Source organism: Streptomyces sp. NBC_01235 (genome assembly GCF_035989285.1).
In the GTDB taxonomy this organism is placed as follows: Bacteria; Actinomycetota; Actinomycetes; order Streptomycetales; family Streptomycetaceae; genus Streptomyces.
Genome location: NZ_CP108513.1, coordinates 8,789,051 through 8,801,910, shown reverse-complemented (window position 1 = coordinate 8,801,910; position 12,860 = coordinate 8,789,051). Strand labels below are relative to the sequence as shown.

Genomic DNA, 12,860 nt, shown 5'->3' with positions numbered 1-12,860 from the left:
ATGTGTGGCATCGCAGGCACTTACCGATGGCCGGACGGGAAGGTCGTGACCGACCGGCTCACCGAGACCCTCGCCCACCGCGGTCCGGACGGGGCGGGCCGGTACGGCCACCCCCTCGGCGACGGCGAGGTGCAGCTCGGGCACCGCCGGCTGGCCATCGTCGACCTGTCCGAGACCGGCGCCCAGCCGATGGTCTCCGGCGGCCTCGTCCTGACGTACAACGGCGAGCTGTACAACGCGCCCGAGCTGCGTGCCGAGCTGGCAGCCGCCGGAGTGCGCTTCCGCGGTACCTCCGACACCGAGGTGCTCCTTGAGGCCTGGCGGCGCTGGGGCACGGACTGCCTGCCCCGGCTGCGCGGCATGTTCGCGTTCGGGATCTTCGACGAGCGAACCGGTGAGCTGGTGCTCGCCCGCGACCAGCTCGGCATCAAGCCGCTGTTCCTTCTCCGGCGCGGCGAGGGTCTGGTGTTCGCCTCCGAGCTCAAGGCGCTCGCCGCCGTGACCGGCGGGTCGCTGCAGGTGGACCACGCGGCGCTGGTGGCCTCGCTGCTGTACTACTGGGTGCCGGACTCACGGTGCGCGTTCCGCGAAGCGGAGAAGCTGCCGCCGGGGAGCTGGCTGAGGTGCCGGCCCGACGGCCGGGTGGAGCGCGGCCGGTTCTGGAACCTGAGGGACGTCGCCGCCGAGGGCCGGGAGCGGGCCCGCGGCGGCGAGCAGCCCGATCTCGCCGCCGTCGTCGAGGAGTCGACCCGGCGCCACCTGCTCTCCGACGTACCCGTGGCGACCTTCCTCTCCGGCGGTCTCGACTCCAGCTACCTGACCGCGCTGGCGGCCCGCGACCGGCCCGGGATCTCCGCCTACACGATCGGGTTCCGCGCCGAGGACGCCAGGTTCGAGGCGATGCCGGACGACCTGCGCTACGCCCGGCAGGTGGCCGAGCGGTTCGGCGTCGACCTGCACGAGATCGAGATCGCTCCGAACGTGCTCGACCTGCTGCCACAGATGACGTACCACCTGGACGAGCCGATCGGCGACCCCGCCGCGATCAACACGTTCCTGATCTGCTCGGCCGCCCGGGAGGCCGGGGTCAAGGTGATGCTCTCGGGGATGGGCGCCGACGAGCTGTTCGCCGGGTACCGCAAGCACCTGGCCAACCTGCTCGCGCTGCGCTACCAGCGCGTCCCGCGGCCCCTGCGGCGCGGCCTGTCCGGGGCCGTGGACCGGCTGCCGGTCGCCTCGGCCCGCCGGGGGTACCGGTCGGTGCGCTTCGCGAAGCGGTTCCTCTCCTTCGCCGATCTGCCGGAGGAGACCGCGTTCCGGCGCAGCTACACCATGTACGACCAGGACGAGCTGCTCGCCCTGATCGATCCGGACCTGGCCCAGGCGGTCGACGACGTGCTGACCGAGCACGCGGACGTCTACCAGGACAACGACCTCGACGACTTCGTCAACCGCATGTGCCTGGGCGACGCCCGGATGTTCCTGCCGGGCCTGAACCTCGCCTACACGGACCGGTCGAGCATGGCCGCCTCGACCGAGGTGCGGGTGCCGTACGTGGACGTCGAGGTGGTCAAGGCGGCGTTCGCCGTGCCCGGTGATCGCAAGATCGTCGGACGCCAGGGCAAGGCCGTACTCAAGGAGGCGGCCGCCTCGGTCCTGCCCCGGGAGATCGTGTACCGGCCCAAGGGCCTGTTCAGCGCCCCGCTGCGGGCCTGGATGAGCCGGGATCTGGCACCGCTGGTGCGCGAGGTGGTCAACGACGGCGAACTCGTCCGTTCCGGGTTCCTGCGCCGCGACGCGCTGGCGCGCATGGTCGCCGAGGACGCCGCCGGGCAGCAGGACTTCTCCAAGCATCTGTGGCATGTGCTGACCCTCGAGTACTGGTATCGCGGCGCGACCTCCGGGTCCGGCCAGAACTCTCCCTGACGGCGTAGAGACAAGAGGACTTCGGGTGAAACAGGTCGTGCAGAACTACAAGAGCGGTGAGCTGGCGCTGCTTGACGTGCCGGTGCCGGGGTGCAAGCCGGGCGGTGTGCTGGTCCGCAGCGCCTACTCGCTCATATCCACCGGGACCGAGCTCATGAAGGTGTCCGAGGCCGGCATGTCGATGCTCGGCAAGGCCCGCTCCCGGCCGGACCAGGTGGCCAAGGTCGTGCAGAGCGTGGCCACCAACGGGGTGCCCGCCACCTACCGCAAGGTGATGGGCAAGCTGGACTCCTACACCCCGCTGGGCTACTCGCTGTGCGGGGTGGTCGAGCAGGTCGGCGCCGGCATCGACGATGTGAAGGTCGGCGACCTCGTGGCCTGCGCCGGCAACGAGCACGCGTTGCACGCCGAGCTCAACTGGGTGCCGAAGAACCTCTACGCCCCGGTGCCGGACGGCCTCGCGCCGCGGCACGCCGCCTTCGGCACCGTCGGGTCGATCGCGTTGCAGGGCGTCCGCCAGGGCGAGTCACGGCTCGGCGAAGTGGCGCTGGTCATCGGCCTCGGGCTGATCGGGCAGCTGGTGGTGCAGCTGCTGGCCGCTTCGGGGGTCCGCGTCGTCGGGGTCGACCCCGACCCGGCGCGCTGCGAGCTCGCCGAGCGGCTGGGCGCCGCGGCCTGCGGCGACCCGGCGTCCGCTGCCGTGGAAGCCGCCGTCGCCGAACTCACCGACGGTCACGGCGTGGACCAGGTGTACCTGGCCGCCGGCGGCGGCAGCAACCAGCCCGTCGAGCTGGCCGCCCGGCTCTGCCGGGACCGCGGCCGGGTCGTCGACATCGGCAAGTGCCGTCTGGACCTGCCGTGGAACGCGTACTACGAGAAGGAGCTCGACGTCCGGTTCTCCCGCAGTTACGGCCCCGGGCGCTACGACCCGGAGTACGAGCTCGAGGGGCGGGACTACCCGATCGGCTACGTGCGCTGGACCGAGCGCCGCAACCTGGCGTGCTTCCTCGATCTCGTCGCCCGCGGCCGCGTCGACGTGGAGCCGCTGGTCTCCCACATCGCCGACTTCGACGACGCCGTCGAGACGTACCAGAGCCTCAAGGACGGCGACCTGAAGGCCGTGGCCGTGCTGTTCCGGTACCCCGAGCAGAAAGAGGAAGCGGGGGAAGCGGAGGCCCCGGCGGTGACCGTGCCCGCAGTGCGACGCAGCGGCGGAGTGTCCACCCCGGCCCGGGCCGCCAGGACGCCGGTGCGGCTGGCGTTCGTCGGCGCGGGAAACTACGCGACATCGATGCTGCTGCCGCACCTGGCACAGCGCGACGGCGTCGAGCTGTCGACCGTCGTCACCACGACGGCGCTGTCCGCGGCCAACGCACAGCGGAAGTTCGGCTTCGCCGAGGCGACCACCGATCTCGACGCCGTGCTCGGCGACAAGTCCATCGACGCGGTGTTCGTTCTCACCCGGCACAGCTCGCACGCCGAACTGACCCGAAGGGCACTGCTGGCCGGCAAGAGCGTGTTCGTGGAGAAGCCGTTGGCGCTCACCGAGGACGAGCTGGCCGGCGTGCTCGCGGCGGTCGAGGAGTCCGGCAACGACCGGCTGCAGGTGGGATTCAACCGCCGGTTCGCGCCGCTGCTGCAGGAGGCCAGGAAGCGGTTCGGCGCCCGGACCGGGCCGGCGAGCCTGCGCTACCTGGTCAACGCGGGCCGGCTGGCGCACGGCAGCTGGTACCTCCAACAGGGCACCGAGGGCTCGCGGTTCGCCGGCGAGGGCGGGCACTTCATCGACACGGCGAGCTGGCTGCTCGACGCCGACCCGGTCTCGGTGTACGCGGTCGCCGCGTCCGGCAACGAGGACCTGCAGGTCGTGCTGCGCTACCCGGACGAGTCCACCGCCACCATCAGCTACGTCACCACCGGCGCGCCCGGCTTCCCCAAAGAGACGCTGGACCTCGTCGCGGACGGCAGGGTGCTGCGGCTCGACGACTTCGTCCGTGCCGCTGTTTACGACGGCCACCGCAAGCGGTGGGTCAGTTCGCGGCTGCCCAAGGCCCGGGACAAGGGACAGAACGCCGAACTGGCCGCGTTCATCAAGGCCGTGCGGACCGGCGGGCCGATGCCGGTGCCGCTGGAGTCGCTGGTCGCCACCACGGCGGCCACCCTCGCCGTGCGGGCCGGCCTGGCCGGCGGCGCGCCGGTGACGTTGGCGGGGGCGCGATGACTGTGAACTCGGGGAGTCCGGGCTGGTACCTGCGGCGGCTGTCCCGGATGGGACCGCGGGAGGTCGGCGGCCGGGTGGGCGACGCGGTACGCAGGCGGCGGTGGCGGTCGGCACTGCCGGACTGCCCGAGCGTGACCGGCGCCCGGTTCACCGCGGTACTGCCCGCCGGGGCGGTCGCCGCGGTGCCGCCGGACGCCGCGAAACGTCTCATCGCCGAGGCGGACCGGCTGATGTCCGGGCACGCCGAGTACTTCGGGGTGGACCGCGACGACCTGGTCGACCCGGACTGGTGGTACGACCCGAAGACCGGGCGGCGGGCCCCGTGGGGCTACGCCTTCGACGTGCCGTACCGCGACGAGGACGCGGTCGGGGACATCAAGCAGATCTGGGAGCCGTCCCGGCATCAGTACCTCACCGTGCTCGCCGCCGCCTACGCGGTCACCGGGGACGAGCGGTACGCCGAGCGAGTGGCCGAGCACCTGCGGTCGTGGTGGGGGGCCAACGCGCCGCTGCGCGGAGTGCACTGGACCAGCGGCATCGAGCTGGGGATCCGGCTGCTGTCCTGGGTGTGGATCCGCCGGCTGCTCGACGGCTGGCCGGGCGCGGCGGATCTGTTCGAGGGCAACCCGGTGGCGCTGAACCAGATCTGGCACCACCAGCGCTGGCTGGCCGCCTTCCCCAGCCGGGGGTCTTCGGCGAACAACCACGTCATCGCCGAGGCCGCCGGGCAGTTCGCCGGGGCCTGCGCGTTCGGGTGGTTCCCCTCCTCGGCGCGTTGGCGAGCCGACGCGCTGCGCTCGCTGGAGCGGCAGCTGCGGAGCAACACCTTCGGCTCCGGCCTCAACCGCGAACTGGCCACCGAGTATCACGGACTGGTGCTGGAGCTCGGCCTGGCCGCGGTGGCCGAGGCGGATGCCGCAGGCGTGCCCGTCCCCGCGCCGATCCGGCTGGTGCTGCTGCGGATGACCGACGCGCTCGCGGCCGTCGTGGACAGCCGGCTGCGGCCGCCGCGCCAGGGGGACGCGGACGACGGGCACGGTCTGGTCGTGGACGGCGCCGGCACCGACCGCTGGGCCTCGCTGCTGGCCACCGGTGACGTCGTGTTCGGTCGGCTCGACTGGTGGCCGGCGGTGACCGGCACCGATGTGCGCACCCCGCTGCTGGCCGCGCTCATCCAGCCGTACTCGAAAAGTGGAACCGCACCGGCCGTGTCCCGCCCGGCGAGCAGGCCGGCCCACTTCGCCGACGCGGGCATGACCATCCTGCGTGGTCCGGCGGGCATCTGGTGCCGCTGCGACGGTGGTCCGCACGGGTTCCTGTCCATCGCCGCGCACGGCCACGCGGACGCGCTGTCCGTGGAGGTCCGGCACGACGGGGTCGACCTGCTCGCCGACCCGGGCACGTTCTGCTACCACGGGCAGCCCGAGTGGCGGCAGTACTTCCGGTCGACCCTCGGCCACAACACCCTGCAGGTGGACGGCGCCGACCAGTCCGTCTCGGGCGGCCCGTTCCTGTGGACCCGGCACGCCCGCAGCCGCGTCCTGGTCGCGGACACGTCCGACGCCGCCGTCGGGGGGACGGCCCGCTGGTGCGCCGAGCACGACGGTTACCGGCCCTCCGTGCACCGCCGCCGGGTGGAGCTGACGGCCGCGACCCAGGAGCTGAGGGTCGTCGACGAGGTGCGCGGCCCGCGCCGCGCCGTGCGCCTGGCGTTCCACCTCGGCCCGTCGATCGCCGCGGACCTGGCGGGCAACCGGGCGGCGCTCACCTGGACCCGGGACGGCGTGGACCGCTCCGCGACGCTCGACCTGCCCGGGCAGCTGAGCTGGCGGGCGCATCGCGGCGAGAGCGACCCGCCGCTGGGCTGGTACTCCGCCGGCTTCGGGCGCAAGGAACCCGCCACCACGCTGGTCGGCACCGGCTTCACCGATGGCACGGAGGGTTTCACCACCGTGCTCAGGTTCCACGGTTAGGGAGGGGAGGGCGCGTGGGGATCAAGTGGCGGCACCGGGCGTTGCCGGCTGCACCGCTGGCGCTGGCCCTGCTGGCGGCGACCGGCTGTGACAGTGGCGCGACGGACGCGACGCCGAAGCCGACCGCTGCGCCCTCCACGTCCGTGGCCCGAGTGTGTGCCAAGCCCGCGGCCGGCCCGGCGAAGGCGCCGGCGGGCGCGGTGCCGGTCGACCCTGCGGTGCCCGGCGACTTGGCCGCAAAGACCGAGAGCAGCCCCCCGCACACCACCTTCTGGCTTCGGCCGGGCAAGCACACGCTCATGTCGGACCGCTACGACCAGGTGATCCCCAAGGAAGGGGACGTCTACGTCGGCGCGCCGGGCGCGGTGCTCGACGGCCGGAAGAGCAACCACTACGCGTTCGGCGGCACCGCCCGCGACGTCACCATCCGCTACCTGACCGTGCAGAGGTTCGTCGCGCCCCGTGACGAGGGCGTGGTCAATCACGACTCGGCCGACGGGTGGGTGATCGAGCACGCGACGATCCGGAACAACTCCGGCGCCGGGCTGATGGCCGGCGCCCGCCAGCAGCTCCGCGCCAGCTGCCTGCGCGACAACGGCCAGTACGGCATGAACGCGTACAAGGGCGCCGGCGGTATCAGCGGCCTGGTGGTCGAAGGCAACGAGATCGTGGGCAACAACACGGACGACTGGGAGCGGCAGCGGCCGGACTGCGGCTGCAGTGGAGGCGTCAAGTTCTGGGCCGTCAACGGCGCGGACGTACGCGGCAACTGGGTGCACGACAACCGCGGAACCGGGCTGTGGGCGGACACCAACAACAACGACTTCCTCATCGAGGACAACCTGATCGAGGACAACGACGGTGCCGCGCTGATCTACGAGATCAGCTACAACGCGGTCATACGGAAGAACACGATCCGGCGGAACAACTGGGTCGAGGGCCGCGGTTACGCGGCCGCCGGCGACAGTTTCCCGTTCGCGACCGTCTACCTCTCCGAGTCCGGGGGCGAACCGCGGATCCGGGCCCGCACGGACAAGATCGAGATCTATCGGAACGTGCTGGAGAACAACTGGTCCGGGATCACCCTGTGGGAGAACGCCGACCGGTTCTGCAACAGCCCGGCCAACACCTCGTCCGGTGACTGCACGTTGCTGGTGAAGAACACCGACCGCTGCGTGCAGCCCGCGATCGCCGACGCATCGCTCTACTCCGACTGCCGGTGGAAGACCCAGCGGGTGGACATCCACGACAACCGCTTCGTGCTGGACAAGTCCGTCGTCGCCTGCACGGTGAAGTGCGACCGGATGGCGGTGCTTTCCAACTACGGCACCTATCCGGACTGGTCGCCGTACCAGGGCGAGCGGGTGGCCGAGGCGATCACCACAGAGCAGCACAACCGCTGGCACGACAACGTCTACGTCGGACCGTGGACCTTCGTCGTCCACGACGCGAGCCGGACAGTCGGCTTCAAGCAGTGGCAGAACACTCCGTACCGGCAGGACGCGGGCAGCACCTTGCGCGCAGGGGACGGTGGTTGAGATGAGGTCCGCGGACACCAACACCGACCACACGTCGAAGATCGTCGGGACGGTCTGGGGGCTGCTCGTCCTCAACACCCTCGGCTCCGCCGGGGCGAGGACCATCGTCCCGCTGCCCCGCTCCCTCATCCAGATGGTCACCATGGGCGCGCTGGTCGCCGCGTTCGCACTGGCGCTCGTGGTCAACCCCCGGGTGCGTATCCGGGCCAGCGCCTACGTGTTCCTGCTCACCCTGCTGCTGGTGCCGAGCCTGATCTCCAGCGTGGACCAGGGGGCCGGGTTCGGCGCGCTGTTCCGCTGCGCCCGGCTGGCTCTCTTCATCGGCACGCTGTGGCTGCTCAGCCGCTGGTGGGACGGCGGCCTGACGTTCGTCCGGCACCACATCCGGATGTACTTCGCGGTGCTCGGGTCGGTGGCCGCCGGCCTGGTCGTCTCACCGGGCGCCGCCCTGCCCGACCTCTACGGCGGGCGGCTGGTGGGCGCGTTGTGGCCGCTCACCCCGCCGCAGATCGGACAGTACGCCGCGGTGATCATCGGGCTCACCGTGCTGCTCGTCCTGGGCCGCCGGACCGACCGGACCAGCGCGGCGGTGGTCATCGTGCCCTCCCTCGTCCTGCTCGCCCTGACCCATACCCGGACGGCCACGCTCGGCCTGATCATCGCGCTGGTGCTGGCGATCACCTCCCTCGTCCTGACCAGCGCCGCCGCCCGCCGGCTCTTCTCCTGGGCGGTGCTGTGCGCCGCGGTGGCGGCGGTGGGGTTCAGCTCCGCGCTCCAGGCGTGGTTCCTGCGCGGCCAGAGCCAGGAGAACTTCAGCAGCCTCACCGGTCGGGCCAAGGTCTGGCACGCCCTGCTGGCAGCGCCCCGGACGACTTCGGAGTACCTGTTCGGCGCGGGCCTGGGCGACAAGTCGTTCGGCGGGCTGCCGATCGACAACAGCTGGCTGGCCGTCTACAACGAGCAGGGCATGACCGGCGTCGCGTTGGTGGCGGCGATCATCATCGTGTTGGGCGGCGTCGCGTTGCTGCGGCCACCGTCGCTGTCGAGGGCCTGCGCGATCTTCCTGATCAGCTACTGCGCGATCGCGTCGTACACCGAGGCCGGGCTGGGCGACGCCTCGCCGTATCTGCTGCATCTGGCCGTGGCCGCCTCGCTGCTGGCGGCGCCTGCCGACGCCACTCCCCTCTCGACGCCCGAAGCCCCTCGACGACGCCTCCCGCGAGGGGCCCAGAGATCGGAGGTGACCTGAGCATGCACGGCGTTCACGTCCTAGTAGTGCACAACCGCTACGCCTCGGCGCAGCCGAGCGGAGAGAACAAGGTCGTCGACCAGGAGGTGGCGCTGCTGCGCGAGGCCGGCCACCGGGTCGAGCTGTTCGAGCGGCGCAGCGACGACATCGCCGCCCGGTCCCTGCCGGGCAAGATCGCGGTACCGCTGCTGGTGCCGTGGAACCCGGCGGTCCGCGCGGAGCTCGCCGCCCGGCTTCGCGCCGAGCGGCCGGACGTGGTGCACGTCCACAACGTCTTCCCGCTCCTTTCGCCGGCGGTGCTGGCCGCCTGCGCCGACGCCGGCGTGCCCGCCGTCGCCACGCTGCACAACTACACCCAGGTCTGCCCGCCGGGCACGCTGCAGCGGGACGGCCGGCCGTGCACCGAGTGCGTCGGGTCCGCGCCACTGCCCGCCGTCCGGCACGGCTGCTACCGGAACTCCCGGCTGGCGACGGTGCCGCTCGCGGTCAGCCTGTCGGTCAACCGGCGGCGGTGGTGGTCCGGCGTGGAGCGGTTCTTCTGCATCTCCGCGGCGCAGCGCGACGTCCTCGTGCGGGCCGGCATGCCGGCCGAGCGGCTGGCGGTGAAACACAACTTCGTGCCCGACCCGGGCAGTTGCCGAGCGGGCGCCGGCGAGCATCTGCTCTATCTCGGCCGGCTCGCGGAGGCCAAGGGCGTGCGGCTGCTCATGGCCGCGTGGGACGAGATCGCCGCCGGCGGCGGTGTGGGCGTGCCGCTCGTGATCGCCGGCGCGGGGCCGCTGGAGCGAGAGGTGACCGCCTGGGCGGCGGGCCGGGACGACGTGCGCTACGTCGGCCTGTACGACTCGGCGGAGTGCCGGCAGGTCATCGCACGGTCGGTCGCCGTGGTGGCTCCCTCCACGTGGCTGGAGGCGTTCGGCCTGGTGGTCGTGGAGGCGATGGCTGCGGGGGTACCGGCCGTCGCCGCCGGTCACGGCGCCTTCGTCGAACTCGTCGAGGACGGGGTGACCGGGCTGCTGCACCGGCCGGGCGAGCCCGCCTCGCTCGCGTCCTGCCTGCGCCGGATCACGGACGGGTCGGCCCGCAACCGGGAGATGGGCCAGGCGGCCCGGCGCCGTTACGAGCAGGGCTTCAGCCCGGCCGTCGGGCTGGAGCGCCTGGTGGACGGATACCGCACCGCGATCGCGGGTCGGTCAGCACTGGCTCGCGGCGGGGACACCCGCGCGAGCAGGGGGGATGGGGACAGCAGATGACACGATGCCGACTCTGCGGCTCGGAAGCGATGGCGAGCGTCGTCGACCTTGGGGCGACGCCACCATGTGAGAGCTTTCTCGCCGCGGACCAACTGGACCAGCCGGAGCCGGCGTACCCGCTGCACCTGCGGGTCTGCACCGACTGCTGGCTCGCGCAGATCCCTCCGCTGATCACGCCGGAGGAGACGTTCAAGGAGTACGCGTACTTCTCCTCCTACTCGACCTCCTGGGTGGAGCACGCGCGCACGTTCGTCGACGGCGCCGTACAGCGGCTGGGGCTCGGCACCGACGCCTTCGTGGTCGAGGTCGCGAGCAACGACGGGTACCTGCTGCGGCATGTGGTGGACCGCCAGATCCGCTGCCTCGGCATCGAGCCCTCGGTGAACGTCGGCGCCGCGGCGCGGGACGCGGGTGTGCCCACGCTCACGGAGTTCCTGGACCCGGCCACCGGCGCCGACGTCCGCGCCGAGCACGGCCCGGCGGACCTGGTCGTGGCCAACAACGTGTACGCGCACATCCCCGACGTGGTCGGGTTCACCCGGGGGCTGCGCGCCCTGGTCGCCGACGACGGCTGGGTCTCCATCGAGGTGCAGCACCTGCTGACCCTGATCGAGGAGAACCAGTACGACACGATCTACCACGAGCACTTCCAGTACTACACGGTCGCGTCCGCGACCCGGGCGCTGGCGAGCGGCGGACTCGCGCTCGTGGACGTCGAGCTGCTGCCCACGCACGGCGGCTCCATCCGGCTGTGGGCCCGGCCGGCCGAGGTGGCCGGCGAGCCGACGCAGCGGGTGGCCGACGTGCTGGACCGGGAGAAGGCCGCCGGACTGCAGGAGCTGTCCGGGTACACCGAGTTCTCCGCCCGGGTGGCCAAGGTGCGCCGGGACCTGCTGCGGTTCCTCATCGAGGCGGCCGAGCGCGGCGAGACGGTCGTCGGCTACGGCGCCCCGGGCAAGGGCAACACCCTGCTCAACCACTGCGGCATCCGGCCCGACCTGCTCGCGTACACGGTCGACCGCAACCCCTACAAGCACGGCAGGTTCACCCCGGGCACCCGCATCCCGATCCTGCCGCCCGAGCGGATAGCCGCCGACAAACCGGACTACGTCCTCGTTCTCCCGTGGAACCTGCGGGCCGAGCTGGTCGAGCAGCTGTCCTTCGTGCACGACTGGGGCGGCCGGCTGGTCTTCCCCATACCGGAACTGAGCATCGTCGAGGTCGCGTCATGAAGGTCGTACTGTTCTGCGGCGGTTACGGGATGCGGATGCGGAGCGGTGCCGCAGACGACGTGCCCAAGCCGATGGCGATGGTCGGCCCGCGGCCGCTGATCTGGCACGTCATGCGCTACTACGCGCACTTCGGGCACACGGAGTTCATCCTGTGTCTCGGGTACGGGGCTCACCACATCAAGAACTTCTTCCTCAACTACGAGGAGACGACGTCCAACGACTTCGTGCTGCGGGGCGGGCAGACCGAGCTGCTGTCCACCGACATCGCCTCCTGGACGATCACGTTCGCGCAGACCGGCATCGAGTCACCGATCGGGGAGCGGCTGCGCCGGGTGCGGCACCACCTGGACGGCGACGAGATGTTCCTCGCCAACTACGCCGACGTGCTCACCGATGCCCCGCTGCCGGAGATGATCGACCGGTTCGCCCGGCGCGACGCCGGTGCGTCGATGATGGTGGTGCCGCCGCAGTCCTCGTTCCACTGCGTGGAACTGGGCGAGGACGGCCTGGTGGGGGGCATCACCGCGGTGAGCGAACTGCCGCTGTGGGAGAACGGCGGCTACTTCGTGCTCCGCCAGGAGGTCTTCGACCACATCCCGGAGAACGGGGACCTGGTCGCCGACGGATGCGCCCAACTGGCCAAGCGCGGCCGGCTGGTGGCGCACCAGCACCGCGGCTTCTGGAAGCCGACCGACACCGTGAAGGAGCGGGCCGCGCTCGACGACGCCTACGCCCGGGGCGACCGCCCGTGGGCCGTGTGGGAACGGGACGGCGCGGGGGCGAGCGCGACCGGCGGCCGAGACGGCTTCGGAGCGAGGGCGTGATCCGGCTCGGGGCCGGGCGCCCGGACCGGATCGTCGCGGTGGGCGCGCACTGCGACGACATCGCCATCGGCGCCGGCGGCACGCTGCTGACGTTGTGCCTCGCACGGCCGGGCATCCGCGTCGACGCACTGGTGCTCTCCGGCGGTGGCAGCGAGCGGGAGCAGGAGGAGCAGGCCGCGCTCTCCGCCTTCTGCCCGGGCGCCGACCTGCGGCTGACCGTGCACAAGCTGCCGGACGGCCGGTTGCCCGCGCACTGGGAGGAGGCCAAGGCCGCGGTCGAGGAACTGCGCGCGCAGAGCGAGCCGGATCTGGTGCTGGCGCCGCGCACCGATGACGCGCACCAGGATCACCGCGGCCTGGCGAAGCTGATACCCACCGCCTTCCGCGACCACCTCGTGCTCGGCTACGAGATCGTCAAGTGGGACGGCGACCTCGGCCGTCCGGCGGCGTACCAGCCACTGTCGCCCGAGATCGCCGAAGAGAAGGTGCGGCTGCTGCAGGAGCACTACCCCTCGCAGCGGCACCGGCCCTGGTACGACCGGGAGGCCTTCCTCGGCCTCGCGCGGATCCGCGGCATCGAATGCCACGAGCGATACGCCGAAGCGTTCGCCGTCACCAAACTCACGCTCAACCTGGGGGGTTGA

Annotated in this window: 9 protein-coding genes; all 9 read left to right on the top strand. The window is 71.9% G+C overall.

All coding sequences use genetic code 11. The annotated features are described in order from the left end of the window. From asnB to OG289_RS39585, 9 genes are read left to right on the top strand one after another with little or no spacing between them, the layout of a single operon-like run. Positions 1-1,926 (top strand): asparagine synthase (glutamine-hydrolyzing), encoded by a 1,926-nt coding sequence (gene asnB, locus OG289_RS39625; protein WP_327318826.1) that lies wholly within the window; start codon positions 1-3, stop codon positions 1,924-1,926. Positions 1,927-1,951: 25 nt separating this feature from the next. Then, a complete protein-coding gene (locus OG289_RS39620) occupies positions 1,952-4,147 on the top strand; it encodes a bi-domain-containing oxidoreductase (protein ID WP_327318825.1) in 2,196 nt (731 codons plus the stop codon). After that, positions 4,144-6,120 carry a heparinase II/III family protein gene (locus OG289_RS39615; RefSeq protein WP_327318824.1) on the top strand — a complete coding sequence of 659 codons (1,977 nt, stop codon included), beginning with the start codon at positions 4,144-4,146 and terminating at the stop codon, positions 6,118-6,120. Before OG289_RS39620 ends, OG289_RS39615 begins: the two co-directional genes overlap by 4 nt. A 14-nt stretch (positions 6,121-6,134) precedes the next feature. Beyond that, the gene (locus OG289_RS39610) at positions 6,135-7,658 is read left to right on the top strand and encodes a right-handed parallel beta-helix repeat-containing protein (RefSeq protein ID WP_327318823.1); all 1,524 of its coding nucleotides are present in this window, start codon (positions 6,135-6,137) and stop codon (positions 7,656-7,658) included. 1 nt (position 7,659) lies between these two features. After that, positions 7,660-8,907 carry an O-antigen ligase domain-containing protein gene (locus OG289_RS39605; RefSeq protein ID WP_327318822.1) on the top strand — a complete coding sequence of 416 codons (1,248 nt, stop codon included), beginning with the start codon at positions 7,660-7,662 and terminating at the stop codon, positions 8,905-8,907. A 2-nt stretch (positions 8,908-8,909) separates the two neighbouring features. Continuing rightward, the gene (locus OG289_RS39600; protein ID WP_327318821.1) at positions 8,910-10,160 is read left to right on the top strand and encodes a glycosyltransferase; all 1,251 of its coding nucleotides are present in this window, start codon (positions 8,910-8,912) and stop codon (positions 10,158-10,160) included. Beyond that, positions 10,157-11,392 (top strand): class I SAM-dependent methyltransferase, encoded by a 1,236-nt coding sequence (locus OG289_RS39595; protein ID WP_327318820.1) that lies wholly within the window; start codon positions 10,157-10,159, stop codon positions 11,390-11,392. The genes OG289_RS39600 and OG289_RS39595 overlap by 4 nt, the downstream gene beginning before the upstream one ends. After that, the gene (locus OG289_RS39590; RefSeq protein ID WP_327318819.1) at positions 11,389-12,216 is read left to right on the top strand and encodes a glucose-1-phosphate cytidylyltransferase; all 828 of its coding nucleotides are present in this window, start codon (positions 11,389-11,391) and stop codon (positions 12,214-12,216) included. The genes OG289_RS39595 and OG289_RS39590 overlap by 4 nt, the downstream gene beginning before the upstream one ends. After that, positions 12,213-12,860, top strand: coding sequence for a PIG-L deacetylase family protein (locus OG289_RS39585; protein WP_327318818.1), 648 nt, complete (start codon positions 12,213-12,215; stop codon positions 12,858-12,860). The genes OG289_RS39590 and OG289_RS39585 overlap by 4 nt, the downstream gene beginning before the upstream one ends.

Coding starts and splice junctions, on each gene's coding strand:
- asnB (WP_327318826.1), top strand. CDS start 1: ATGTGTGGCATCGCAGGCACTTACCGATGGCCGGACGGGAAGGTCGTG.
- OG289_RS39615 (WP_327318824.1), top strand. CDS start 4,144: ATGACTGTGAACTCGGGGAGTCCGGGCTGGTACCTGCGGCGGCTGTCC.
- OG289_RS39605 (WP_327318822.1), top strand. CDS start 7,660: ATGAGGTCCGCGGACACCAACACCGACCACACGTCGAAGATCGTCGGG.
- OG289_RS39600 (WP_327318821.1), top strand. CDS start 8,910: ATGCACGGCGTTCACGTCCTAGTAGTGCACAACCGCTACGCCTCGGCG.
- OG289_RS39595 (WP_327318820.1), top strand. CDS start 10,157: ATGACACGATGCCGACTCTGCGGCTCGGAAGCGATGGCGAGCGTCGTC.
- OG289_RS39590 (WP_327318819.1), top strand. CDS start 11,389: ATGAAGGTCGTACTGTTCTGCGGCGGTTACGGGATGCGGATGCGGAGC.